Source organism: Bradyrhizobium sp. AUGA SZCCT0177, assembly GCF_018130125.1.
Classification (GTDB): Bacteria; Pseudomonadota; Alphaproteobacteria; order Rhizobiales; family Xanthobacteraceae; genus Bradyrhizobium.
The window spans coordinates 205,917-232,301 of the sequence record NZ_JAFCMA010000006.1 but is presented as its reverse complement, the minus strand read 5'-3'; the positions used below and the strand labels follow the sequence as shown (position 1 = coordinate 232,301).

Below are 26,385 nucleotides of genomic sequence, written 5' to 3'. Positions count from 1 at the left end.
CCCCCGCCCGGCGGGGCCCGTCAATGCAGAAGAAGCAGGGCTTTGCCTTGCCAAGCCGGACCCCGGCAGGCAAGACACTGAGGAGCACTCACGAGACCAAGGCAATGGCGGCAACAGGGGCCGAAAAGTCACAAAACTCGGCCGAAAACAGCGCCCTCGCCGTGCGTCTTGCTCGCGAGATTACCGGTGACGTCTTCTTCGACGAATTCAACCGTGGCCGCTACGCGACTGACGCCTCGTTCTACCAGATGATGCCCCTTGGCGTCGTGGTCCCCCGGACCATGGACGAGGCGTTGCGGACGCTGGCCATCGCAGGGGACGCTGGCCGAATCGTCACCCCGCGCGGCGGCGGCACCTCGCAATGCGGCCAGACCGTCAATGAGGGGATCGTCGTCGATTTTTCCAAACATCTGAACCGCGTCCTCTCGCTCGATGTCGAAAATCGCACCTGCGTTGTCGAACCCGGCATCGTGCTCGACGACCTCAACCGCCAACTCAAGAAGCACGGACTGTGGTTTCCGGTCGACGTCTCGACGGCGTCGCGCGCCACCATCGGCGGCATGGCCGGCAATAATTCCTGCGGCGGACGCTCGCTCCGCTACGGCACCATGCGCGACAATACGCTGTCGATGGATGCGGCCCTGGCCGACGGCACGCTGCTGCATTTTGGCGAGGTGCCGCGCGATCTCGCGCGCGTGAATTCACCAGATAGCGGGCTCGCGCTGTTTCGCGACATGCTCGATCTCGGCAAGCGCGAGGCAGCCGAGATCGCCGAAAGATTTCCGCAAGTGCAGCGCCGCGTCGGCGGCTACAATCTCGATGCGCTGGTACCGCGCAACGCGGCGAACAACATGGCGCACCTGCTGGTCGGCTCCGAAGGCACGCTGGCCTTCACCACGCAGGTCGAGCTCAAGCTATGGCCGATCATCCGCAACAAGGTGCTGGGCGTCTGTCATTTCGGCAACTTCTATGAGGCGATGGACGCGGCCCAGCATCTGGTAAAACTCCGCCCGATTGCAGTCGAACTGGTCGATCGCACCATGATCGCGCTGGGCCGCGAGATCGCGATGTTCCAGCCAATCATCAGTACCGCCGTGCGCGGCAACCCCGATGCGGTGCTGATCGTGGAATTCGCCGAGGAAGATCAGGCTGAAAACCAGCGCCGCCTGAAGCAGCTCGGCGAGCTGATGGCCGATCTCGGCTTCGGTTGGGACAAGCCGCAGCGCAAATGGGGCGGCGTGGTTGAAATCACAGAACCCGCGCTGCAGACCGGCATCGCCGACTTCCGCGCCGCGGGCCTCAACGTCATGATGTCGATGAAGCAGGAGGGCAAGCCGGTCTCCTTTGTCGAGGACTGCGCGGTGCCGCTGCCGCATCTTGCCGACTATACCGAACGCCTCAACGGCATTTTTGAAAAGCACGGCACCCGCGGCACCATGTATGCGCACGCCTCCGAAGGCTGCCTTCATGTGCGTCCCGTGCTCAATCTGAAGCTGGAGAAGGATGTCAAGGCGATGCGCGCCATCGCCGAAGAGACCTTCGAGATGGTGCGCGAATACAAGGGCTCGCACTCCGGCGAGCACGGTGACGGCCTGGTCCGCTCCGAATTCCATGAAGCGATGTTCGGTTCGCGCATCGCTGCCGATTTCAGGGAGGTCAAGCATCGCTTCGACCCGGACAATGTCCTCAATCCCGGCAAGATCGTCGATCCGCCCAAAATGGACGACCGTTCGCTGTTTCGCTATCCGCCCGATTACCGCATCGGCGAGCTGAAAACAGCGCTCGATTGGTCGGCCTATCCCGGTGCCGGCGGCGGCTTCCAGGGTGCCGTCGAAATGTGCAACAACAACGGCGCCTGCCGGAAGCTCGAAGGCGGCGTGATGTGTCCGTCCTACCGTGCGACCCGCAACGAGAAGGACGTCACGCGCGGCCGCGCCAATACGCTGCGGCTGGCGATCTCCGGTCAGCTCGGGCCTAACGCGCTGGCTTCCGACGAGATGATGGACACGCTGAAACTCTGCGTCTCCTGCAAGGCTTGCCGTCACGAATGCCCGACCGGCGTGGACATGGCCAAGATGAAGATCGAGGTGCTGGCGGCACGGGCAGCAACGCATGGGCTTTCGCTGCGCGACCGGCTGGTGGGGTATCTGCCCCGCTATGCCGGCCTCGCGGCCCGCCTCGCCCCACTCGCCAACTGGCGCAACGGCAACCCGTCGTTGCGCAAGCTGTTGGAAAAATTCGCCGGCATCAGTGCGCAACGCGCCCTGCCCGCATTCCGCCGCGATGTGTTCCGAACCGATGCCGAGGCCTTCGGGCCGGAGAGTGGCCGCGAAGTCGTGCTGTTCGCCGATACGTTCAACCGTGCCTATGAGCGGGAAAATCTCGATGCCGCGCTGCGCGTGCTGGTCGAAGGCGGATACCGCGTCCACATTCCAAAACCGGCAGACCACGCGCGGCCGCTGTGCTGCGGGCGTACGTTCCTCTCTGCTGGTCTGGTTGATCAAGCGCGAGCCGAATTGGACCGGCTGGTGGCAACCTATGCGCCGTTCGCCGCGCGCGGCGTTCCAATCGTCGGACTGGAGCCGAGTTGTCTTCTGACGCTGCGCGATGAGCTGCTTTCCTTGCGCTCCGATAACGACGCCAAGAGCATTGGCATGCATGCGCTGCTGTTCGAGGAATTCCTGGTTCGCGAGGCGGAGGCCGGCCGTCTGCGGCTGCCGCTTGGTTCGATGCCTGCCAAGGCGCTGGTTCACGGCCACTGCCATCAGAAATCATTTGGTGCGTTCAAGCCGGTCGAAAAAGCGCTTCGCCTCGTGCCCGACCTGAACGTCGAGATCATCGAGTCCAGTTGCTGCGGCATGGCCGGCGCCTTCGGCTATGGTGCCGACACCTATGAGGCTTCGATGCAAATGGCCGAACTCTCACTGCTGCCGGCCGTCCGCGGCGCCGACCAAGCCACACTGATCGTTGCCGATGGCACCTCGTGCCGGCATCAGATCAAGGATGGCAGCGGGCGATCCGCCCTTCACGTCGCACGCGTTCTGGCGATGAGCCTCGACCGCGCAAAGTCCAATTCACCTCTCTCCTCACATGCAAAGGAACCGATCCATGGCTGAACTCACGCTCGACGTCGCCCGTAAAATTCTAGATGCCGCGCTTGCCAAGGGCGTCGAGAAAAAACTGAAGCCGCTGGTCATCACCATTCTCGATGCACGCGGCTGCGTCAAAGTCACCGCGGCGCAGGACGGCACCAGCCTGATGCGGGCCGAAATCGCACACGGCAAGGCCTATGGCGCGCTGGCGCTGGGCATGGGCTCACGCGCGCTGTTCCAGCGGGCGCAGGAGCAGGCCTATTTCGTCAGCGCGATAAACACGATGGCGCAAGGCCGCCTTGTTCCGGTGCCCGGCGGGGTGCTGATCCAGGACGGCGGCGTTTTGCTCGGCGCTGTCGGTGTCAGCGGCGACACCTCGGACAATGATGAAGTCTGCGCCGTCGCGGGCATCGAGGCCGCTGGGCTTAAGGCCAACGCCGGATAAGTGCAGGCCGTCACAGGCCGAACACCATCCGAACGAGGCGTTCAGGAAGCGGCTTCTCAAAGCGCGCTCGATATTTGTTGCCGAAGCGCAACATGCCTGAAGCGATTGTCAAAACCCGCCCTGGCCGCATTGATCGGAGTTCCGACTCCGATACCATCGACTCATAATTAAGCAATTTCCTACGATGGGTTTGGGGGCTGACGTGCTGGGAATGGGGAATGCACGCCGCTCCAAGCGGCGGCTTGGGAGTTCGAATGCCGCTTGGGCGCTGACGCTCGGGTTATGCGCGAGCCTTTTGGCGCCGGCAGCCGCGTTCGCTTCAGCTGGATGTGATGCCGTAAACGGTGGCACGCTCAATTTTACGAAAACGGTGGGCGGCACCGTCAATAGTCCACCCGTCAATGCTGCTTTTTCAGCCGGCGAAAAGTTGACATTGACCGTTACTAATCCGGGCAATGCTGCTTCTCTCAATACGCCAAATTCGCTGGTCCTGAGGCTGGGCGCCGCGGCAGTGAACGGCAATTCGATTGCCAATGGAACGACGCTGAGCCTGACCGCGAACGGCACCGAAGTATTCGCACAATCGGGGGTCGGCGAGACCGCCGCCGCCAGCATAACCATTGCCGTCGTCTGCCAGGCCGTAGCGGCTGCAACAACGATGACGGTGACCTCATCGCTCAATCCATCCGCCGTCGGCCAATCCGTCACCTTCACCGCTACCGTCAGTGGTACCGGCGGCACACCGACGGGAACGGTGAACTTTCTCGACGGCGGCGCCGTGATCGGTAACGGCGCACTCGCAAGGCGTCGCAACTTTCACGACCGCAAACCTTACGCAGGGAAACCACAGCATCACCGCCGCCTACGCTGGTGCAGGAAGCTTTACCGCGAGTACGTCGGCGGCTTTGACTCAGGCGGTCGGCGGCACGGCTGACAGCGCCAAGTTACAGGCGCTGCAAGCGATGGCCACCAAGGTTGTCGCGCAGAATTCCGGTTCGGCGATATCGGGCGCGGTCGACAGCGCCATATCAGAGGGCTTTGGCGGCGGCGGTCCGCCCGCCACTGTCAGTGGCGGAGGCGTTCGCTTCAATTTCGCGGCTGACCCGGACGGAAAGCCGGATACCATCGCGCATGCCGCGGATCCATTCAGCAGCGCCGGCGGCTCGTTCGGAACGGCGCGCAGCTTTGCACCGGAACAACGGGATCGCGTGAACGATGCCTTCGGCGCGCTGGCCTATGCCGGCGGTTATGCCAAGGCACCACCGCGTCGGGTCGAACAGCGGGATTGGTATGGCTGGGCCGAAGTCCGTGGCGCCCACCTGGATCGCTGGGGGACCGGTGGATTGGGCGTGGTGACCGGTGCCTCGTTGCTCTCAGGCGATCAAGTCAACCTGCTGGCAGGGGTTACCCGCAAGCTGACGCCGAATTTCCTGATCGGCGTGCTCGGCGGCTACGAGACCTTCGATTATCGATCCGACGCGCTGCAGGGACGGTTGAAAGGCGATGGTTGGACGGTTGGTTCGTACCTGGGATGGATGCTTGCGCCGAACATTCGCTTCGATGCAGCGTTCGCCTATTCCGGCATCGGCTATGACGGCAGCGCGGGCACTGCCTCCGGTCAATTTGGCGGACAACGTTGGCTGCTCTCCAGTGGACTAACTGGCACTTACCAAAGTTGGGGCCTGCAGATCGAGCCCTCCGCGCGGATCTATGCGTTGTGGGAGCACGAGAATGCCTACAGAGATACGCTTGGTATCCTGCTGAGTGATCGCAACTTCGCAGTCGGCCGCGCCAGTGGAGGCGTGAAGCTGTCCTATCCCGTGGCCTGGATATCGACAGCCACGCTGGTCCCTTATGTAGGGGTCTACAGCGATTACTATTTCAATTCGGACAATGTGACACTGGTTGCGGCTGTCCCCGCAATTCCTGTCATCAATGTGTTCGATGGCTGGTCGGCCCGCGCAATCGGCGGGTTAGCTGCAAAGTTCAACAACGGAGCACAGGTTGCGATCGGCGGTGAGCGTAGCGGCATCGGAGGCAGTTTCGGCCTCTGGACCTATCGCGCACGCGCCTCCGTATCGTTCGGAGCGCAATAACGCTGACCGATACACACTGCACGATCAGCGGTCGTGCAGATAACCGAGAAGCTCACCGCCCCGGCCATGACGGTTTGCGCTTCTCGCCAAACGCCTTGAGGCCTTCCTTGGCGTCTTCCGTCATGGCCAGCAAGGCAATCTGGCTTTCGGTGTAGGCGATGCTTTCGTCGAACGACATCGAGGCGATGGCGCGCATGGCATATTTGCCGCGCCGGATCGCTGTCGGCGATTTGTCGACGATACGGCTGATCAGCCATTCGACCTTGGTGTCGAGCTCGGCTGGCGGCACCACGTAATTCAGCAGCCCGGCGGCCTGAGCCGCCTTCGCATCGAACGGCTCGCCCGTCAGCGCCCATTCATTGACGAGGCGCGGTGGCGCCATCGATTGCAACAGGCTCATCACCTGCATCGGAAATACGCCGACCTTTACTTCGGGCAGCCCGAAAATCACGTGATCGGCGGCCACCGCCATATCCGTCATGCACAACAAGCCCATGCCGCCGGCCATGCAGACGCCTCCTACCCGTGCGATCGCAGGCTTGGTGGCATTCTGCGACAGCCGCAACAGATCGGCGTAGTCGACATTCGGCTTGGAAAAATCCATCGAGAAGGCAGCGCCGCTGTTCTGCAGGTCGGCGCCGGCGCAAAACGCCTTGTCACCCGCCCCCGTCAGCACGATGACGCGCACTTCCTTGTCGTCATGGGCGTCGCGATAACCCTTCGCAATACCGGCGACCGCGTCGGCATTGATGGCGTTGCGCTTGTCCGGCCGGTTGATGGTAATCCAGAATGCCTGTCCGCGCTTCTCGCGTATTACGCTGCTGTTGTCGGTCATTGTTCCGCTCGCCCTGTTTGCCATGGATTGGCGAACATTTGCGGCAGGATGACGCCGGACTGCAAGCAGGATTTAAGCCGAGGGCATGGCCTTCTTCACCCAGACCTTGTTGTCATGGAACGCCGCACCGCCCACGGGGGCGACCGCCTCGGCTCCGGTCAGCATGTTGATACCGCGACCGCCGATATGGGCCTTGTTCGGCTGGATGGATTCCGCGATCAATACGCCGCGTCGCAGCCCGTCGAACAGCTTTACCGTCAAATTCGTCTCACCTCTCACGTTGCCGAGTGAGACGACATCCCCATCGGCGAGCCCGAGCGTCGCGGCATCATCGGGGTGCATCATCACCGAGGGCTCGCCCTCGCGCGCAATCGAAGATGGCGTTTCGTTGAAGCTGGTGTTGAGGAAGCTGCGCGCGGGACTGGTGGCGAGCCGGAACGGATGGGTCTCATCCGCTTCCTCGATAATCGTCCAATGGTCCGGCAGCGACGGCATCTGCGCCCAAGGTCCCAAAGCGTTGCCGAAGGGCGGGTTCGCCCAATCAGCCTTGAAGTGAAACTTCTTGTCCGCATGCGCAAAACCGTCGAGGTAATGCGAGGTGCGGAAATCCGGCTGGAGGTCGCGCCACAGATCCGCCTCCAGAGCCGCAATATCGCCATGGCCGCTCTTCTGCAGCGTCGCGTCGATCAGTTCGCGCGGCGACATCGTAAAACCGGGATGCACGGCGTTAAGCCGGCGACCGAGGCCCTGCAACACCTCGTGGTTCGAGCGGCACTCGCCGGGCGGGTCGATCAGCTTGGCGCCCACCGAAATATGCTGATGTCCGCCACCGTAATAGAGGTCGTCGTGCTCCATGAACATGGTCGCCGGCAGCACGATGTCAGCCATGACAGCCGTCTCGGTCATGAACTGCTCATGCACCACCATGAACAGGTCTTCGCGCGCAAAACCCTTGCGCACCAGCGCCTGCTCCGGCGCCACCGTCATCGGGTTGGTGTTCTGGATCAGCATTGCCTTGACCGGCGGTCCGCCCTTCAAGGCTTCCGCGTCACCGGTCAGGATACGTCCAATCTGGGACTGGTCGAGCCAGCGGGTGGTGCGATCGAGTGCATCGTGGCCTTCGATGATGGATTCATCGAACTTCCAGATCGCAAAATTGTTGAAGAACGCGCCACCGCCCTCGTGTTGCCAGGCGCCGGTCACCGCCGGGATACACAGCGCCGCATGCATCTGCGCCGCGCCGTTACGGCTCCGGGTGAAGCCATAGCCGAGGCGAAAGAACGAACGCTTGGTCTGACCGACCAGGCGGGCGAACGCCTCGATCTCCTCGACCGGCACGCCCGAGATGGACGATGCCCATTCCGGGGTACGGGTCGCAAGGTGCGCTTCCAGTTCATTCGGGCAATCGGTGTAGCGATCCATGTATTCGCGGTCGGCGTAACCTTCCCGGAACAACACGTGCATGACGCCGCAGGCGAACGCACCGTCAGTGCCGGGCTTAAGCAGGATCTTGATATCGGCCTGCTTCATGGTGTCGTTGTTGTAGACATCGATCGCTGCGATCTTGGCGCCGCGCTCCTTGCGGGCGCGCATCGCATGCGTCATCACGTTGACCTGCGTGTTCACGGGATTGGTGCCCCAGATCACGACGAGGTCGGACACGCCCATCTCGCGCGGATCGACGCCGGCGATCTTGCCGGTGCCGATGGCAAATCCGATGCGCGCGACGTTCGCGCAAATCGTCGAGTAGAAACGGGAATATTTCTTCACATTGGCAAGACGGTTGATGCCGTCGCGCATCACCAGACCCATGGTGCCGGCGTAATAATACGGCCATACCGATTGTGCACCGAACTCCTTCTCGGCCTGATCGAAACGCGCGGCCATTTCGTCGAGCGCCTCATCCCACGATATCCGCGCAAACTGACCGGAGCCCTTGGGTCCGGTGCGGCGCATCGGATGCAACAACCGGTCGGGGTGATGAATGCGCTCGGCATAGCGGGCGACCTTGGCGCAGACGACGCCGGCGGTGTAGGTCTGCTGCTTGGAACCGCGCACCCGGCCGATGCTGCGGCCGTCGATCACTTCGATATCGAGTGCGCAGGCCGACGGGCAATCATGCGGACAGGTGGAGTGGCGGATATCGACCTTGGCATGCTGGTTCATGCCCCGATAGGTAACATCAAAATCCGCCGCCGCCGAGTGACTTTCTCGACGGGTACACCGGCGAAAACGGCAGCCAAGCCATGCATTAAGCGTACGATCGGCTGCCCATTGGCGTAGATCGCCTGCCCATCAATCTAGCGCGCGCCACAGTGCACGGTCTTTCGCGCAGGTGTTACTGTGCGGGACAGGCCGCGCCTGACTTCACCCAGGCCTCGACCAGCGCGCCGGCCTGCTTTTGCGTACCGGGCGCGGGGCTGCGGCCAACGCCCGGGGCCCAGGCCCAGCCGACGAGCGTATCTTCGCCGATGTGATGGATCAGATCCTCGGGCTTGCGACCGCCGTTGCGCGCGGGATCCTTGAGCTGCGTGCAAATTTCGGCAACCGTCTTGCCCTCCCATGCCATTTCGCGCGGCGCGAGATGCCATTCCGGGTGACCCGGCATGCGGCCGGGCTCAAAGTTCGCATTCTGATGGCAGATCGAGCAGCGCATCGCCGGAAGGCCGTGGCCATCGATGCCGCGCGCGACTGGTGGCTGATGCAGCCGGCTCTTATCACCTTGCCGCGGACGGTCAGTCGCCGGGTGGCAATTGGTGCAACGCGGATGGGTGAGCACCTTGCCGAGTTCAGTGAACATCGCCGCCGATCGTGCGTCCGTATCGGCGATTGATGCAAAGCTCTCAGGGCTGGCAAGGTTCTGGGGTGTAGTTTCGGAAACCGCGTAGCCCGCAAGCATGCTCGTCGCCACGGTGGCGATCGAGACGAGAAGCTGAAACCGCAGTTTCGATTTCATGTCGCCTGGTCCTCGCGCCCGGTCATTGGTTCGCCACAAGATAGCGCTTGGAATCCGCGAGGATCACGTCACGTACCGCTTCGTGATATTTGATATAGCCGGTGCAGCGGCAGATGTGTCCGTCGAGCGCTTCCGCGATGGTTTTTTCGAGTTCCGCGCGTGCGACCGGCGCCTTCGCCAGACGCTCCAGCAGCACCTGTCCCTCGTTCAGGAAACCGGCGGTGCAATAGCCGCACTGGAACGAGAAATGCTCAATGAATGCCTTCTGCAGCGTCGTAAGCTCACCGTTCTTCGCATGTCCCTCGACCGTGCGGATGACCTTGCCGTCGAAACTCACCGCAGAGACGACGCAGGTCGGGCTGGTGAAACTCGTTCCATCGGGATTGTCGATGATGACGGCGCAGCTCAGGCACTGCGCGGCACCGCAGCCGAATTTAGTACCGGTCATGCCGAGGTATTCGCGCAGGAAATCGTTCATCGAGAGATCATCGCGAACATCCGTCGGCCCGTGTGCACGGCCATTGATCGTGATGCTCAATCTGGTCACGCTAATACTCCCTTGAGCAGGCTGGCGGTCACCGGCAGGGATTGGAAGCGGCGGCCGGTGGCGTCGAAGATAGCGTTCAGGATCGCCGGTACGACCGGAACCATCACGACTTCCGCCATGCCTTTCGGCGGCTCGTCCGGCGTTAGCGGCGGCAGCACCTCGATTTCGAGATCGCGAAGCGGCAGGTCCGATCCGCGCGCGACAAGATACTGCCCGAGATTCCATTGGCCGTTGCCGGGACCGCCCTCGTAAGGCGGCAGGTTCTCCAGCAGGGCATAGCCGACGCCCATCGCAAACCCGCCTTGCGCCTGGCCCAGCACCACTTCGGGCACCAATGCCCGGCCGCACTCAAGCACGCTATACGCTTTGGCGATCCGCAGCGCACCGGTCGCGCGCTCAATTTCGACGCGGACCAGCGTTCCGCACATCGAGGTATAGGTGTTGCCGCTCTGGTTGTTGACGGCAGGCGGGAATCTGACGCTGACCCGATCAATCCGGGCGAACTTGCCGTTACCCTTCCGCACCGCCAGCGCATCGATCTCGGCGCGATATTGTTCGCCGTTAAACGGAAAACGCGCACGCGACCACTCCCAGCGGGAGAAGCTGTGCGCCACGGCGCCGGTCACCAGATTGCGTGCATGCGCCTTCGCGGCCAGTGCCGGCAAGGGCAGCGCGGCAAGGCCGGGAAGCACCAGTTGACCGTCTTTCCATTGCGCCTTCGCCCAATCCTTTCCGCGTGGGTCGTTCGGGGCGATGTTCCACAATTCAAGCGCCGCCGGCCACAGGCCGAAGCGGAAGATTGCACGCGCCGCCTCGGCCGCCGAATGGGTTCCAACATGCGCACCGACCGAGGCGCTGGTCGCCGTACTGATCGCGGGCACCCAGCGCGGGTCTTTCTCTGCCCGGTCCTGCGTCTTCTGATCCATCGTGTAGGGATCGCCCGACGTGACCAGCCCGAGGACGTCATAGCTATCGACGCGTGCCACCGAAACTTCGTCGGCGACGCCGCCGAGATAGATCGCCACCCGGTTGGCCAGCGCGGTGCCAATGCCGTTACCCATCTCGACATGGTCGCAATAGATCGTGATCTTGCCCTCGGCCGAGAGTTCGACACGCCCCAGCGAACAATCGGCGCCGGCGCCGTAGTCCTTGGTCACGCAGGCGAGCCCGGTGCCAACGAGAGTGCCAGGCCGCGCGGCTGATTTTTGCTGCGCGCGCTGCTGCCAGATCGGATGCTTCTCGAGCTTGTCGAGCATTTCCGTGGTGCGGACCGAGACGCTGTAGCGATTGCCGCACATGGTCCGGCCGTCGGGCTTGAGCGCGTTGCGGCGCCGGAATTCAATCGGATCGAGCGGTAAGGCAGCTGCGACTTCGTCGATCAGCACTTCCAGCGCGGTCATACTCTGCAGCGTGCCGTAACCGCGCATCGACCCGGCCGTGACGCCGCGGGAATGCACCACAACCGTGGTCACATCGACTTTGGGAATGTCGTAGATGCCGATCGCTGCAGTCGCGGCAACGGTTGCCACGTTGACAGAAAAGTTCGCAAGGCCACCGCCATCGAGCACATGGTCGGCGGCGAAGGCCGTGATCTTGCCCGTGCTCCGGTCGACCCCGATCCGGGACCGCATCTTGAATGGATGGCGCTTGATGCCGGCCTGAAACTGCTGATAGCGGTCATGCGCCAGCCGGACCGGACGGCCGGGAAAGAACATCGCCGCCAGCGCCACATAGAGGACGAACGGGGTGTGGTCGCGGCCGCCGAACCCGCCGCCGACATAGGTGAACTGGGCATTGATGCGTGCCGGCTTGAATGGAGCGCTCGCCTTGCCGAGCATATGCTCAATCGATTCAGCCGCCTCGTAGGGAGACTGCACGCCAAGGACGAGTTCCAGGCTTTCGCTTTTGTTGTTGTACCAGGCGATGCCGGCTTCCGGCTCGAGAAACATCGGATCGACGGATTGGGTTTCGAACTCGCGATCCAGCATCAGCAGATTGGAATTCTTCGCTGCGAGCTCGCTTCGAATTTGTTCGCCATAGACCGCGGCCTTGGAGTAAGGCGCCGGCGTGTCCTTTGCGAGCGGCGACCACACCGGGAGTGGCGAGATCTGGGAGCGTCCCGGGCTGACCCAGCCCGCCTGGACCGGGGAATAGACATCGGGCGCATCGGGCGTTGGGCCGGCCACCCGCGTGAAGCGATAGGCACCGTAGCTCGGTATCGTGACCGGGCCGGTCTCTTCGCCGAACTTGACGAAGGTCCCGTCTCGCAACGTCAGCCGCGCCCGGTCGAAGGCGTCAAACGTCTCGAAGATCAACAGCGCGACCGGCTGCCCCATATAGATCGGCGTCTTGCCGACCGGACAGAACAGGTCGCCGGTGTAGAATGCTGGAACGCGCGTGCCGATCTTGTCGAGGTCATCAGCGGTCACGACCATCGACGGCTTGAGCGCGCCGCTCAGCCGCGCGAGATCCATTCCGACATAGACATGCGTGGCGTCTGGCGCGCGAACCAGGATCGCGTGCGAGGTGCTTTGCGGCCAGCCCGGCAGGTCGGACGCGCGGAAATCGGACGCGTAGAGTTTCGCGCCGGTGACTTTGGCGACGCCGTCGATGCGGCCAGCACCATTGGCCGCTGGATTCCAGCCCTCGCGTCCCGGGAGAGAGGCACGTGGGGGCAACCCGGCCGCTTCCGCCGATCCCAGGCGTGACAGGCTGAGCGCGATGCCGCTCGCCGACACCCACTTCACAAACTCGCGCCGCGAAGGCCGCATGTTCCTACCTGTTGGTCAACGCTGTCATCCGCATATCGAAGCAGCGATAGTCGGCGCAATCGAAGGGCCTGACGACGGATGCGAGATCGATTCGTCGCAAAACAATAGAGGATGGCAGTCGGTTCTCAAACCGGCTGCGCGCGTCCTCCGAAGCTACTTCAGATCGGCGATCGATGCCGGGCCCGGCCCTGTTGTCACCAATGTCGGCCATTGCTTCGAGCCGAACGGAACGACAGGCGGCAGGAACGGCGTCATGCCGCGCTTGCCGGTTTCCGCAACGATCGCGACACGCGCGTCGCCCCCCATCAGCTCGTAGTCCATCAGATGATAGTTGCCAAAGAACAGCGAGCCGACCGAGCGATCCGCAATGATGCGGGTCAACGATTCCAACATATCCGCCGGTGTCGTCGTGAACGAAACCGTCTCGATCAGCAGCAAGCGGCTGTTGATCGCGTCAGGGCCGAAGAATTGCGCGAGAACGCTGAACAGCACGTTGTTCTGGCGCGCCACATAAATCGTGTTGCTCGCGGCATAGGTCTTGTCCCAGTCGGCGCCGAGTTGCTTCTTCCAGTCCGCCAGCACGGTCATCCAGTGCCCGACTTGTGTCTGCGCCGCCCAAGCCACGTTCTTCGCCAGATACGGCGCCTGCTTCTTGCCGAAGGCTTCGAGCGTGGCGAACGGCACGACGCCCTTGGCGACGCACTCGTCCATGAACGCGAGGTTGTTCTGCAGGATGGTCCGATTGTTGTCGCGCCAACCGGGCTCCATCGGCGTGGCGTCGAGGCCATCGAGCGCCGATTGCATGCGGCTGCGATAGGCCAGCATCGCCCCGCGCCAGGATTTGTCATCGGGATTGTCGACATAGGGGCCGACGACCTGGGCCAGCGCCATCGTGCTGTGGCCGACCGACTTGAGGAGTTGATAGACGATCGGCACCTGCGGCGCATCCATTGGCGGCATTCCCGGCCGGTACAGGATCATCCGACCACCGGCACCCGAGAACAGGGCGAGAATCACCGGATGCTTGTCCAGGATGTTCTTTTGGAAGATCTTTGCTGCGTTGCCATAAAGCTCGAACATGCCGGTGTTGAGCGCCAGCATATCCCTGGTCGCGATATCCGAGGCGTTTGCAGCTGATTTACCCGAGATCGGCGCCATATAGGCCGGAAGGGTCTGGGCATGGGTGACGGCGCTACTGCCGGCGAGCAGGAGGGCAGCAACACCCATGCAGGGTAAGAATTTCATGTCACACTCCTCGCGACGGGGTGTCCCGGCTCGGTAATCAGCTTCCCACTCTCAATGATTCTATTTGCGTTGGCCACGGCCAGCGTTGCGTCGATGATGCAGATGGTTGCGGCTTGATTGATGCAATACGTCAAATAGGACGAGGCACTTCCGGAAGGGGCTGAGGATCAATGGGTCAAACAAGCCAGCAGCGCGACGAATGTCGCATCTGAAGGTACTGGCGATCACCGCGCGGATCGTTAGACTTCCCTGAAGCCAAATTGGGCCGGCAACAGGCCAAGCAGCACAAGACTGGGTTCGGGAGGTTGAAATGATCCGCTTGAGATTGGCGCTTGCCCTGGCGGCAACGCTTTTCGCGGCACAGACCGTTCTTGGGACAACAGGCCTGGCGCAGGACTATCCCTCGAGGCCGGTCCGGGTGATCGTCCCGTTCGGCGCCGGTGGCCCTGCCGACGTCACCGCCCGCCAGATCGGCAGCATCCTGCAGGAAAGCTTCGGCCAGCCCTTCGTGATCGAGAACCGCACCGGCGCCGGCGGCGTCATCGGCACGCTCGAGGCTGCCAAGTCACCGCCTGATGGTTACACGTTGCTGATGATGTCGAACACCCAGACCGCCAATGAGTCCCTGGTGCCGCAGCGCAAATATGAGCTGATGCGAGATCTCGCGCCGATCGCTCCGGTCAACTATTCCGACCTCGTGATCGTGATCCACCCAAGCGTTCAGGCAAGGACGCTGCAGGAATTCATCGCGCTGGCCAAATCGCAGCCCGGCAAACTGAATTATGCGTCGTCCGGCCAGGGCACGCCGTATCACATGGCCGGCGAACTGTTCAAGACCATGGCCGGCGTTGATCTTGTGCATGTGCCCTACCGCAACAGCGGCGAGGCGCGTAGCGGCGTGATTGGCGGCCAGGTGCAGATGATGATCGACGCGGTTCCGACGATGGCGCCCAATGTCGCGGAGAACCAAGTGCGCGCGCTGGCGACCACCGGCAAGACGCGCTCCACCGTGCTGCCCAACGCGCCGACGACGATCGAGGCCGGCGTTGTCGGCTATGAGGCGACCATCTGGCTGGGATTGATGGCGCCGGCGGGAACGCCAAAGGCGGTCATCGACAAAATCAATGCCGCCGTGAACGCCGCGGTGAAACGGCCGGATGTCGTCAAGCTCTGGACCCAGCAGGGCGCGGTTCCCATGGCGATGACCCCGGAAGAGTTCGACAAATTCCTGCGCGGCGATATTGTGAAATGGGCCGAGGTCGTCAAGAAGTTCGACAAGCCCCAGTAAAGTAGCGCCAGCCAAGGCCCACCCGCGATGCCGAGCGTTCGATTTCGCCTTAATGGCGTGGAGACCGACGTCGACGCCGATCCCGATCGGCCTCTGCTGGATATTTTGCGCGGGCGGTTCGGCATGACCGGTCCGCATTTCGGCTGCGGCGCGGGTGAATGCGGCGCCTGCAACGTCATGATCGACGATCGCGCCGTGGCGGCCTGCGATACACCGCTGTGGTCGATAGCGGACAAGGACATCACGACCATCGAGGGCTTGGGGACTGCTGAGCGACCGCATCCATTGCAACGCGCCTTCATCGCCGAGCAGGCGCTGCAATGCGGTTATTGCGTCTCCGGAATTCTCATGAGCGCGGCCGCGCTGCTGAAACGAAATCCCAAGCCCGGCAGCCGAGAAGTGAAAGAAGCGCTCGACGGTAACCTTTGCCGTTGCGGCTCACATAACCGCATGGTGCGGGCAGTGCTGCGCGCAGCGGGCGAGATGGCGGCGGAATGAACCAGCCAGCGCCGTCCCCGTCCCCGCCCAAATTGCCGGTGAATCTCGCGGCAAACCCGAAACTGTCATCCTGGTTGAAATTTTCGCCGCAGGGACAGGTGACGGTCTCGCCGGGCAAGGTCGAGATCGGGCAAGGTATTGTAACGGCTCTGGCCCAGATCGCCGCCGACGAACTCGACATCGATATTGCGCGCGTGCAGATGATCCGCGCGTCGACGGCTGTCAGCCCCAACGAGGGCGTGACTTCAGGCAGCCTCTCCGTGCAACAATCGGGACGCGCGATGCGGCATGCCTGCGCCGAGGTACGCCAGATCTTTCTTCAACTGGCATCGGAACGGCTGGGTGTCGACATCGCTTCGCTCGGTGTCGAGGACGGCACCATTTCAGGGCCGGGCAATGTCACGACGAGCTATTGGGAGCTTGCGGAAGAAGTCTCGCTCGATCGCGACGCGACGCCTGATGTGAAGCCGAAACCGGCCACACGCCGCGCGCTCGCCGGAAACTCGGTGCAGCGGATCGACATCCCCGACAAGGTCTTCGCGCGGGCGCGCTTCATTCACGATTGGACATTGCCGGAAATGCTGCACGGCCGCGTGTTGCGGCCGCAGAACGCGCGCGCGAACCTCGCCGGGCTGAAAGACGGCAATGTCCGGACGATAGCAGGCTTCGTCGCGGTGGTGCGCGATGGCAGTTTCGCGGGCGTCGTTTGCGAAACCGAGCATGGCGCGGAAGCAGCGCTGCAAGCCCTGCGCAAGGGGGCGGTCTGGGCCGACGGCGCCCCCCTTCCCGACGAACGCGATTTAGCTGCATTCCTGAAGGCCGAACCCTCGGAAACAACGGTCGTCGACAAGCGCATAGCATCGTCGCCCGGTGCCAAGAAGCGGACCCTTCAACGGCAATATACCCGCCCCTATATCGCCCACGCCTCGATCGCGCCTTCCTGCGCCATGGCACAGTGGAATGGCGACCGCGTCCACGTCTGGACCCACAGTCAGGGCGTCTATCTCCTGCGCACCGATCTGGCGCTGGTTCTCAAACTGCCGGCCGAAAACATCATAGTGGAACATATGGAGGGCGCCGGCTGCTATGGACATAACGCGGCTGACGACGTTGCGCTCGACGCGGTATTGCTCGCCAAGGCCGCCGGCGGCCGGCCGGTGCGGGTGCAATGGTCGCGCGAAGGCGAGATGTCGGATGCCCCGTTTGGCGCCGCCATGACGATCGAGATTGAGGCCGATCTCGACGCAGAGGGCGAAATCACCGACTGGCGCCATTCCATATGGAGCAACGGCCATGTGGCACGGCCGGGGCGCGCGGCGCAACCGGCGCTGCTGGCGGGATTCGAACTGGAAAATCCGTTTCCGCGGATGATCTCGACCAATCCACCGCAGGCCAATGGCGGCGGCGGCGATCGCAACGCCGTACCTCTCTATGACTTCCCATCCTGGCAGATCGAAAGCCATCGCCTGACGACGATGCCGATCCGCACCTCCGCGCTGCGGACACTCGGCGCTCAAGGCAATGTATTCGCGATCGAATCCTTCCTTGATGAGATCGCCGCCGAGCGCGGCGAAGACCCGGTCGCATTCCGGCTGCGTCACTTGACCGATGAGCGGGCAAAGGACGTGATCCGCGCTGCTGCAAAGCGCGCCCGGTGGAAGCCGGAGAAGCAGCCCGGCATTGGCTACGGCATCGCTTTTGCCCGCTACAAGAACACCGGCGCCTATTGTGCCGTAGTCGCCGAGATTGAGGGCGCCGACGATATCCGCGTCCGAAAATTGACCCTGGTGGTCGACGTCGGTGAGGCCATCAATCCTGATGGCGTCATCAACCAGATCGAAGGCGGCGCGATCCAGGCCACGAGTTGGGTGTTGAAGGAACGCGTCCGCTTCGACCGGCAACGCATCACCAGCACCAATTGGACGGAATATCCGATCCTTCGCTTCAGCGAGGTGCCGGAGGTCGAAGTCGAACTGATCCAGCGGTCGGAGATGGACCCCGTCGGTGCCGGCGAAGCTGCCCATGGCCCGGTTTCGGCGGCCATTGCCAACGCCGTGTTCGACGCGCTCGGCGTGCGCGTGCGCCATCTTCCAATCACGCGCGAAAGTATCATCGCTGCCATGGAGCAGGCCCCGTGAGCAACCTGAACATCCTGAGCGGCGGCGCAGCACAGGGACTGGTCGGCAGCCTGGCTTCGAAATTCAAGGCGCAGACCGGTTTCGATATCGCGGGAGAGTTTGGCGCGGTTGGCGCCATGGCCGACAAATTGCGCAAGGGCATACCGGCCGACATCGTCATTTTGACCGCAGCGATCGTGGCCAAGCTTGCCGAGGAGAAGCTGGTGGTCGCCTCGTCGATCGCAAATGTCGGCTTGGTCGAGACCGCCCTGGCTGTTCGCGCCGGCGATCCCCGGGTTACGGTCAAGGATACCGTCGGCTTGCGCGAATGCTTGCTTGCATCGGACGCGATCTACGTGCCGGACACGGTAGCCTCGACCGCCGGCATTCACGTTGCGAAGGTTCTGGCGCAACTCGGCATCACCGATAAAGTCGCCGCACGACTCAACATCTTCCCGAACGGCGCGACTGCTATGCGCGAAATGGCGGCATCCGATGCGCGACGTCCGATCGGCTGCACGCAATCGACCGAGATCATCAACACCAAGGGCGTCAGCCTGTCCGGGACGCTGCCACCCGGTTGCGAACTCGCGACTATGTACACAGCTGGCGTCGCCACCAGGGCTGCCCACGCTCCCCAGGCGCAGGAATTGATCGGCTTGTTGATCGGCGCAGGGCAACAAGAACAGCGCGAACGCTCAGGGTTTATCAGCATTCCGAAATAGCCGCATCTTCCAAAGGGTTCTATCGTGAAAATCATCGACCTGAGCCGAGAGCTCTATCATCGTACCCCGAGCTATCCGGGTCACCCACCTGTCATCCATGGCGTCTGGAAGACCCACGAAGAATCCCTTGCCGAGTCCGGTAACGTGCACGGACTTGCATCGATGTTCATCTCAATGGTCGATCACGCCGGCACCCACATCGATGCGCCCCGGCATTTCGGCAAGAGCGGTATATCGATCGACCAGTATCCGCTGGAGAAATGCATTGTGCCGGGTATCTGCCTCGACCTGCGCCACATTCTGCCGCGCGCCGAGATTACGCCCTCCGATCTCGATGTGGCGGTGAAGAAGGGCGACCTGCCGATCCCGAGAGGCGGCACCGTACTGCTCTGCACCGGCCACCACGAACGCACGTTCCCACGCAAGGAATATTCGAACGACAATCCCGGCGTGAATGTCGCCGCGACTGAATGGCTCGCACAACAGGGCGTCGTGCATTTTGGCATCGACTCGATGCGGCCTGGTCCCGAAGGCGACGTGAACGCGCTCGTTCACAAGGCCTGTCTCGACCTCGACATCACCCACATCGAGAGCCTGTGCAATCTGGAAGCGCTGCTCGGTAAAGGCCGGTTCACCTTCATCGGCCTGCCGATGAAGTGGCGCGGGGGCACCGCCTCCCCGATCCGCGCTGTGGCCGTGTTCGACCTGTGAGAATAATATCGCGAAATGCGCCGGAGAATTAGCCGGCCGCACGCCGCTATTCGCCTTCGTCGCCAGATCCGGCTTCGGCCAAAGCCTGCAGCGGCTCGGCCTTCAGTACAACGATCGCGCCGTGCTCGAGCCGCACCCAGTCGCGCGCCGCCCACGCCCGCAACTGCTTATTGATGCTTTCTCGCGTCATACCGACCATCTCGCTGATTTCCTGCTGGGTAATCGCAATAGTTCGGCCCTGCGGTTCAAGCTTGTGTTTCTCGGTTAAGCGAAGCAACGCGCTGGCCAACCGTCCCGGCAAATTTTGAAGGATAACCTGTTCGACCTGATCGCTAGTCCAGCGAATCCGCGTGCACAACAGTTCGATGAACTTCATCGCAAGGCCCGGCTGGCTGCGCACGAAAGGAATGAACTCGCGCCGGTCGATCGTGAAGAGCTCGCAAGCGGTGTTCGCAGTCGCGTCTGCCGAGCGAACAGAACCGTCAAGCAGCGCGATTTCGCCAAAAATCTCCTCCGCCCCGATCAGGTTCAGGATTGCGTTGCGGCCATCGGGCGACGAAATACTGATCTTCACCGTGCCGGAGATCACGGCAAACAGGCTGTTGCCGGGATCTCCCTTGGCGAAGATCGTCGCTCCCCGCTTCAGCGTGACGTGTTTGGCGTAACGGCAGAGTTGATCGAAGGCTTCGGGCTCAAGGTCGACAAAATAGGGATGCTTGCGCAAAACCGACAGTTTGCTGCTCGAAAATCCCTGAGCTTCACCCGTCCTTTGTTGAGGCACGCCAGTCAAACTCCAGAAACTGTTCGGGATGTAGCTCTTCCGTAATCAACGCCGGTTGGCTTTTCAACCGGAAAGCATCCTACTGCGTCGATTTAGCGGCCAAAACTCAAAGGCGGCCCAGGCATTAACGCTCCGATAACCCTGGAACCCGCGATCGGATGGTACGGGCATCGAGCTATCCCGTCACGCGGAAATAGCCAGACGCCATTGAGGCACCAATTTCGGCCTGTAACGGACTTCGCCGGCGCAACGCAGCGCCGACCGCTTCGCTCCGGCGGCTTATTCGTTCGCGATACCCATTTCCTTGATCACGCGCGCGTATTTGGCAAGCTGATCACGCGTCATGACACGCAATTCTTCCGACGAACTGCCGCGCACCGCAAATCCCAGTTCCTCCAGCTTGCGGCGTACTTCGGGATCACCGACCGCCTTCAGCGCCTCGGCGTTCAACCGAGCGATGATCGCCTTCGGCGTGCCGGCAGGAGCAAGAATCGCAAACCATGAGTTGAAGAAGAATCCTGGCAAGCCGGATTCAGAGACGGTCGGCACGTCGGGGAATTGCGCCAATCTTTTCTCGGTAGTCACTCCGATCAGTTTGAGTTGGCCGCCGCGCACCAGGGCAGCAACCGTACCGAGCCCCTGGAAGCCGACTGGAATCTGGCCTGCGGCGACATCGGTTGCAGCTTGCGTTGCGCCCTTATAGGGCACGTGGGTCAGCGATATGCCGGCCGCGGAAGCAAACATCGCCATGGCCAAATGCTGCGGGCTGCCCGGGCCACCCGAGCCATAATCGATCTTGCCAGGTGCTGCTTTCGCAGCTGCGATCAGATCCGCCGCGCTCTTGAAGCTGGCCCGATTGCTGGCGACCAGCCCCCACTCCACGGTTGCAACCAGCGATACCGGTTCGAAGTCCTTCAATATGTCCCAGCGCATCTTGGACTGCAGGTTGGGCACCATGGTCATGATGCTGTCGTTGAAGCCCCCGATCGTGTAGCCGTCCGGTTCAGCCCGCGCGACCTGCTCCGCCCCGATCATCCCTGAGGCGCCAGGCTGGTTCAGGATCACGAATTGCTGGCCCATATTGTCGGCCATTTTCTGCGTCACGATCCGCGCCGCAACATCGACGGCACTCGCTGCAGCCAGCGGCACAATCATCTTGATAGGCCGGTCCGGATAGGACGTCTGTGCGATCGCATTAGAGCTCAGGAGCAGCGCGAGCGCCGGAATCAACGAATGGAGAAGGCGCATTTCATGATTCTCCTCAAGCGGTCAGCATTTGGGATATGGGCCACATCTTCCGGAGAATGATTGCTCCTCCACATCCGCCTTGGCAATCTGGTCGGCAACGAAATGAAGCATGAGCCAGTGCGTCAATCGACATGCGGGGCAAGAAGGATGGCCGGGCAACGAGGGAAGCTATCGATGGCGGAGCGACAATTTTGGGAAACGCCGCCGAAGGGTAGACTTAAGAGCCTCCTAAAGCAATTTCCCATCTGGCCCGAAAAACGGATGCGGACCGTCAAACGTTCCAATCGGCACCTGATGGGTGACGATGCTGCCGAAGTCCTCGCCCGGAAACCAGGTGTGGAGGTGGAAGGCCGGCGGCTCCACCTTGAACGAGGGCTCGCGGAGTTCAGCAAGGTCAAGATCGACCGCGTGGTTCGGCGCCGGGCAGATCGTAGTCGGCACGCCCGCGAACATCGTCAGAGCCGCACGGTGAACATGACCGGCCGAGATGAGTTGCACGCGCGGATGACGCCGAACGATGGGGGCGAGTTCGCTGGCGTTGAGGAGATTCTGGCGATCCATGTGCCAGATTCCGGCTTTGAACGGCGGATGATGCAGGAACAGCAGCGCTGGCCGATCCGGCGAAGCAGCCAGTGTCGTGTCAAGCCAGCGCAGCGTGGGCTCTTCGAGTTCGCCATGGGGCTTTTGGTGTACGCTTGAGTCCAGCAGCAGCAGATCCAGCCCGCCGATCTCAATCTTCTGATTGAGCGGCCCAGACGCCAAGGCATATGAAGCAGAGGGAAACGCATCGCGCATCAGCTGACGCGAATCGTGATTGCCGGGAATGCCGGCGAACGGGAGTTTCAATGGCGTCAGTAGCCGCTTGAGGTACTGATATTCCTCAGCCGTCGGCGTATCTGCCAGATCACCTGATATCACTACAAAATCAGGCACCGGCTGAAATTCGTTCAACGCCGCGACGCAACGTTCAAGCGCCCGGGCAGTATCGACCCGGCCATAGGCGAGCGTGCCCGGCGGCTTGATATGCAGGTCGGAAATCTGGGCGATACGAACCGGTTTTGGCGACACTGGCGTTCTCAACTTTCGGACGGCAGCAAACGAACGGCTTCCGGCGAAATCAACAGCCCGACCCGTTCGCCGGCCTTGGCTTGTACCGTATTCGGCGCATCAACAGTAAATAGCCTATTGGATACACCACTTATGACCAGGCGTTGCCGATCGCCAATAAAGCTGATGCTGTCGATGACGCCGGAAAGCGGGGCACTCCCCGTCTCCACTACGCGGATCGTTTCGGGACGAATCATGGCGACCACGGTCGGAAAATTCGCGTCGATCCCGATCGCCTGCCGCCCGCCCGGTAAAACGAGATAACCGTTCTCGATCGGGGACTCGATAATATTAGCGGCACCTATGAATTCCGCCACGAAGCGACTTTGCGGCGTGAAGTAGATCTCCCGCGGCGTACCGATCTGGGCAATCGTTCCCTTCTGCATGACAACAACACGATCGCCGAGTTCCATCGCTTCGGCTTGGTCGTGCGTTACATAAATTGTGGTGATGCCAAGCGCGCGCAGCAGGCGGTTGAGTTCACCGCGTAGCCGATCGCGCAGCGCCGCGTCGAGCGCCGTCAAGGGTTCATCAAGCAGCAGGATCCCCGGCCGGATCGCGACTGCTCGCGCCAGCGCCACGCGTTGGCGCTGCCCTCCGGAAAGCTGGTCGATGCGGCGATTCTCCAGCCCGGCAATATTGGTCAGCGCGACCAGTTCGGCGACGCGCGCCGCACGCTCCTTGGCCGGCACACCGCGGATCTTCAAGCCGTAGCCGATGTTGTCAGATACGCTCATGTTGGGAAACAACGCATAGGACTGGAACACCATACCGACGTTGCGCCGTTCGATTGGCACCGACGTCATATCGTTGCCGTCGAACAATACCTTGCCACCGGCATCAGGCAATTCGAGGCCCGCGATGATGCGGAGCATCGTGGTCTTGCCGCAGCCGGACGGACCTAGCAACACCAGCGTCTCACCGCGCGCAATATCGAGCGTCGCGGGCTCCAGCGCGCGCGTTCCATCGATAAACGTCTTGCCGCAGGCCTCAATACGCACCGAGGCGCCATGTCCTGCTGACGCGTTCATCTCTTCTGTTCCTTCTCGGCAAAGAATTGCATGGCCACCAGCAGCGGGATGATCATTACGAAGAATATCAACGTATAGGCCGAAGCCACCTCGAGCCGCATCGAGGCGTAGCTGTCCGCAAGTCCGATGGGCAGCGTCTTGGTCAGGGGCGTATGAAGCATCCAGGTCAGGTTGAATTCGCCAAGCGAAAGCGTCACCACCATCAGGCTGCCGGCAAGTATCCCGGGCACGGCATTCGGCACGATCACGTCGCGGAAGCGCCGCCATGGTGATGCGCCGAGCGACGCCGCACCTTCGTCGAGCGTCTTGATATCGACCGTTGCAAACACCGCCATCACCGATCGCACCATAAAGGGCATGGTGAAAATAACATGCCCCACCAGGATGAAGAGCCAAGAACGGCGGAAGTCGCTGAAGCCTTGGTAGGTGAGCAGCAATGCCAGGGCAATTGCCAGACCTGGTATCGCCAGCGGCAGCGTGATGATCTCCTCGACGATGCGCGACAGCCTCCCTCCCCGCACGTGCAAGGCGTAGGCTGCGGGAACACCAATGGCCAGCGTCACGGCGAGGGTAGCAAAGGCGATCACGAATGACAGCAGGATAGTGCCGGCATAGAGCTGCCAGACCTGGACGACCCATTGCAGGGTTACGCCGGACTGGATACCGCGAAAATAGTTCACGGTAACGCCGGCGGAAATCGACAGGATTGCGGGCACCACCAGGAATGCGGCGACGATCAATGTAAAAATGAGCTGGCCGGTGAAGATCAGACGATCACGCATGGCTCATCCAGCCGCCGCAACTGCGCTGCCGCTGAAGGAGCGGGCGAGCGCCAGGATGAACCAGGTAATGATGCCGAGCCCGACCGACAGCGCGGCCGAAGTCGAAAAATTCGCAGCCAGCGTGAACTCGGTATAGATCAGCATCGGCAACACATCGATGTTGGTCGCCAGCGTAAACGCCGTACCAAACGCCCCCATCGCCGTCGCAAAGGCAATCGCACCGGAGGCGACGAAGGCCGGCGCCAACGCCGGCAACACCACATCGCGCTGCACCGCCCATGGACTGGCCCCCAGCGAACGGGCTGCCTCTTCCAAACCAACATCGAGCTTCTGCACCGCAGCCATGATGGTGAGAATGACGCGCGGGATCGAGAAATAGAGATAACCGAGGAACAGCCCGTAGATCGAGTAGGCAAAGACCAGCTTCTCGCCCAACACGCGGTTGGAAAGATCACCGATCAGCCCCTGGCGGCCGGCGAGCAGGATGATCAGGAAGCCGATAACCACGCCGGGAAACGCCAGCGGAAAGGTCAGCATCGCAATCAGTACGGCGCGGCCGGGGAAGCGATGCCGCTGCAGGAACATTCCAGCAATCGTCGCCACTATCAGCGTCACAATGGTGGTCGCGGCTGCCAGCGCCACCGTATTGATCAAGGTTGCGCGGTAACGCGGCTCGGTCAGGATCGCCAGATAGCCCGCGGCGCCCTGTGGGCCTTCCGCCCCGGTCACGACCAGCCGCGCCATCGGGAGCAGAAAAAACGCTGCCGTCACCACCGCAAGCGGCAGCAGGCACAACCAGACAAAGGATCTATGCGACATCAGCAGAAGGCGCCCCGGAGCTTCAGTTCTGACGAATCAGAACCGCAGCTCTACTTCGTCGACGCGTTTTCTTCACGCGAACCGGTACCACTTCGCTCGAAAACGCTCTAACCGGACGCCATATTGCCTCAGCGAACCTCGGCGAGATAGCGGTCGACGAAGCCTTTTTGCATGTTTTCCATCTGACCCCAGTCGACATTTTTCGCGCGCGTGTAGTCGCTGTCGGGCAGGAACTTCTTCTTCACGGCCTCAGGCAGCTCGATCGGCCGCGCGGGACGCAGATAGGCGTTGGTCCAGATCGCCTGCCCCTTGTCGGACAGAAGATAGTCGAGAACCTTCTTGGCCTTGTCCTTGTGCGCCGCATTCTTGACGAGGCCAACGACGTAAGGAAACACCACAGAACCTTCGCAAGGGATCACAAACTCGAAATTACCTTTCTCCGAGTATTTTGCGCGATAGGCGTTGAAATCGTAATCCAGCAGGATCGGCATCTCGCCCGAAACCACACGGGCATAGGAAGTCTGCTTGGGGACGATCGGGTCGTTCTTCTTCAAGTCCTTGAAGAAGCTGATTGCGGGATCAAAATTGGCCGCCGAGCCGCCAAGCGCCAGGTTGATCGCGACTGCACCGACGTACCCGACCGCGGCTGAAGACGGGTCGAGATAGCCGACCATACCCTTATAGTCGGGCTTGAGGAGATCTTTCCAGCAGGCCGGCACCGGCTTGCCGCCAAGCGCATCCTTGTTCACGAACAGGCCAAGCGTGCCCGAGTGAATCGTGGTCCAGTAACCGTCGGCGTCCTTCAAGCCGGCAGGGACTTGCTCCCAGTTGGCGGGCTTGTAGGGCTCAAGGGCATCCTGCGCCTTGGCCTTCATACCGAAGGTGACGCCGAAATAGCCGATATCGCCGACGGGATTGCTTTTCTCGGCCAATATCTGCGCCAGAGCCTGACCGGAGTTCTTGTTGTCGTGCGGAATATCGTAATTGAGATCGGCCTTGATCGCCTTGAGCATCGAGGCCCAGTCCGCCCATTCCGGGGGGCAATTATAGCAAATGACGTCGGCCGCTTTGGCAGATTGCCCGGGCGCGATCAGCGCTAGCGCCAGCAAGACAAGAACAAAACGGACGGTCTTCATGGATAACTCCGGTTTCGAGCGGCCGAAAAGGATATCAGCACCAACCGGCGACCAAGTATAGGCTGCGCATGAAGGTTTTGCGACAGTCTATTGCTATGCAGCAAACGGCTGCAGCCGCGCTGTAGCCGTCCGGGAATTTCGTCAGCCGACGATTT

22 protein-coding genes are annotated in these 26,385 nt (G+C 61.9%); 9 read left to right on the top strand and 13 right to left on the bottom strand.

The features are described 5' to 3' along the window. Positions 1 to 104: 104 nt before the first annotated feature. The 4 genes from JQ597_RS09670 to JQ597_RS09655 all read left to right on the top strand — a co-directional run bounded on the left by JQ597_RS09670 (position 105) and on the right by JQ597_RS09655 (position 5,633). Positions 105 to 3,116, top strand: a complete 3,012-nt coding sequence (locus JQ597_RS09670) for an FAD-binding and (Fe-S)-binding domain-containing protein (RefSeq protein WP_212264008.1) — start codon at positions 105 to 107, stop codon at positions 3,114 to 3,116. Continuing rightward, complete coding sequence (locus tag JQ597_RS09665; protein WP_212263955.1) at positions 3,109 to 3,537, top strand: GlcG/HbpS family heme-binding protein; 429 nt, start codon at positions 3,109 to 3,111, stop codon at positions 3,535 to 3,537. The genes JQ597_RS09670 and JQ597_RS09665 overlap by 8 nt, the downstream gene beginning before the upstream one ends. Before the next feature lie 211 nt (positions 3,538 to 3,748). Beyond that, positions 3,749 to 4,471 (top strand): Ig-like domain repeat protein, encoded by a 723-nt coding sequence (locus tag JQ597_RS09660; RefSeq protein WP_212263954.1) that lies wholly within the window; start codon positions 3,749 to 3,751, stop codon positions 4,469 to 4,471. A 28-nt stretch (positions 4,472 to 4,499) separates the two neighbouring features. Further along, a complete protein-coding gene (locus JQ597_RS09655) occupies positions 4,500 to 5,633 on the top strand; it encodes an autotransporter outer membrane beta-barrel domain-containing protein (RefSeq protein ID WP_212263953.1) in 1,134 nt (377 codons plus the stop codon). Positions 5,634 to 5,685: 52 nt separating this feature from the next. On the opposite strand, the gene JQ597_RS09650 is transcribed toward JQ597_RS09655, so the two are convergent. The 6 genes from JQ597_RS09650 to JQ597_RS09625 form a co-directional block, all read right to left on the bottom strand. Next, entirely contained in the window at positions 5,686 to 6,468 is a 783-nt protein-coding gene (locus tag JQ597_RS09650; protein ID WP_212263952.1) for an enoyl-CoA hydratase/isomerase family protein, read from the bottom strand. A gap of 72 nt (positions 6,469 to 6,540) precedes the next feature. Beyond that, positions 6,541 to 8,634, bottom strand: a complete 2,094-nt coding sequence (locus JQ597_RS09645) for a molybdopterin oxidoreductase family protein (RefSeq protein ID WP_212263951.1) — start codon at positions 8,632 to 8,634, stop codon at positions 6,541 to 6,543. Between the two features lie 172 nt (positions 8,635 to 8,806). Next, positions 8,807 to 9,424 carry an Isoquinoline 1-oxidoreductase subunit gene (locus JQ597_RS09640; protein WP_212263950.1) on the bottom strand — a complete coding sequence of 206 codons (618 nt, stop codon included), beginning with the start codon at positions 9,422 to 9,424 and terminating at the stop codon, positions 8,807 to 8,809. Positions 9,425 to 9,446: 22 nt separating this feature from the next. Further along, entirely contained in the window at positions 9,447 to 9,971 is a 525-nt protein-coding gene (locus JQ597_RS09635; RefSeq protein WP_212263949.1) for a (2Fe-2S)-binding protein, read from the bottom strand. Then, the gene (locus JQ597_RS09630; protein ID WP_212263948.1) at positions 9,968 to 12,742 is read right to left on the bottom strand and encodes a xanthine dehydrogenase family protein molybdopterin-binding subunit; all 2,775 of its coding nucleotides are present in this window, start codon (positions 12,740 to 12,742) and stop codon (positions 9,968 to 9,970) included. The genes JQ597_RS09635 and JQ597_RS09630 overlap by 4 nt, the downstream gene beginning before the upstream one ends. 153 nt (positions 12,743 to 12,895) lie before the next feature. Continuing rightward, complete coding sequence (locus JQ597_RS09625; RefSeq protein WP_212263947.1) at positions 12,896 to 13,987, bottom strand: hypothetical protein; 1,092 nt, start codon at positions 13,985 to 13,987, stop codon at positions 12,896 to 12,898. Between the two features lie 310 nt (positions 13,988 to 14,297). On the opposite strand from JQ597_RS09625, the gene JQ597_RS09620 reads away from it, so the two are divergent. From JQ597_RS09620 to JQ597_RS09600, 5 genes are read left to right on the top strand one after another with little or no spacing between them, the layout of a single operon-like run. Next, positions 14,298 to 15,275, top strand: a complete 978-nt coding sequence (locus tag JQ597_RS09620; RefSeq protein ID WP_212263946.1) for a tripartite tricarboxylate transporter substrate binding protein — start codon at positions 14,298 to 14,300, stop codon at positions 15,273 to 15,275. A 27-nt stretch (positions 15,276 to 15,302) separates the two neighbouring features. Continuing rightward, positions 15,303 to 15,773, top strand: a complete 471-nt coding sequence (locus JQ597_RS09615; RefSeq protein ID WP_212263945.1) for a (2Fe-2S)-binding protein — start codon at positions 15,303 to 15,305, stop codon at positions 15,771 to 15,773. Next, entirely contained in the window at positions 15,770 to 17,911 is a 2,142-nt protein-coding gene (locus tag JQ597_RS09610; protein WP_212263944.1) for a xanthine dehydrogenase family protein molybdopterin-binding subunit, read from the top strand. Before JQ597_RS09615 ends, JQ597_RS09610 begins: the two co-directional genes overlap by 4 nt. Continuing rightward, a complete protein-coding gene (locus JQ597_RS09605) occupies positions 17,908 to 18,615 on the top strand; it encodes a molybdate ABC transporter substrate-binding protein (protein WP_212263943.1) in 708 nt (235 codons plus the stop codon). Before JQ597_RS09610 ends, JQ597_RS09605 begins: the two co-directional genes overlap by 4 nt. A gap of 24 nt (positions 18,616 to 18,639) precedes the next feature. Then, complete coding sequence (locus JQ597_RS09600; protein ID WP_212263942.1) at positions 18,640 to 19,326, top strand: cyclase family protein; 687 nt, start codon at positions 18,640 to 18,642, stop codon at positions 19,324 to 19,326. A 46-nt stretch (positions 19,327 to 19,372) separates the two neighbouring features. On the opposite strand, the gene JQ597_RS09595 is transcribed toward JQ597_RS09600, so the two are convergent. The 7 genes from JQ597_RS09595 to JQ597_RS09565 all read right to left on the bottom strand — a co-directional run bounded on the left by JQ597_RS09595 (position 19,373) and on the right by JQ597_RS09565 (position 26,230). Beyond that, on the bottom strand, positions 19,373 to 20,107 hold the full coding sequence (locus JQ597_RS09595; protein WP_212263941.1) for a Crp/Fnr family transcriptional regulator: 735 nt from the start codon (positions 20,105 to 20,107) through the stop codon (positions 19,373 to 19,375). Positions 20,108 to 20,386: 279 nt separating this feature from the next. Next, entirely contained in the window at positions 20,387 to 21,355 is a 969-nt protein-coding gene (locus tag JQ597_RS09590; protein WP_212263940.1) for a Bug family tripartite tricarboxylate transporter substrate binding protein, read from the bottom strand. A gap of 228 nt (positions 21,356 to 21,583) precedes the next feature. Then, positions 21,584 to 22,423: a phosphodiesterase gene (locus tag JQ597_RS09585; RefSeq protein WP_212263939.1), complete on the bottom strand. Its 840-nt coding sequence runs from the start codon at positions 22,421 to 22,423 to the stop codon at positions 21,584 to 21,586. 8 nt (positions 22,424 to 22,431) lie between these two features. After that, entirely contained in the window at positions 22,432 to 23,493 is a 1,062-nt protein-coding gene (locus JQ597_RS09580) for an ABC transporter ATP-binding protein (RefSeq protein WP_212263938.1), read from the bottom strand. After that, on the bottom strand, positions 23,490 to 24,275 hold the full coding sequence (locus JQ597_RS09575) for an ABC transporter permease (RefSeq protein ID WP_212263937.1): 786 nt from the start codon (positions 24,273 to 24,275) through the stop codon (positions 23,490 to 23,492). Before JQ597_RS09575 ends, JQ597_RS09580 begins: the two co-directional genes overlap by 4 nt. 3 nt (positions 24,276 to 24,278) lie before the next feature. Then, entirely contained in the window at positions 24,279 to 25,094 is an 816-nt protein-coding gene (locus JQ597_RS09570) for an ABC transporter permease (protein WP_212263936.1), read from the bottom strand. A 128-nt stretch (positions 25,095 to 25,222) separates the two neighbouring features. Beyond that, on the bottom strand, positions 25,223 to 26,230 hold the full coding sequence (locus tag JQ597_RS09565) for an ABC transporter substrate-binding protein (RefSeq protein WP_212263935.1): 1,008 nt from the start codon (positions 26,228 to 26,230) through the stop codon (positions 25,223 to 25,225). Between the last annotated feature and the right edge of the window lie 155 nt (positions 26,231 to 26,385).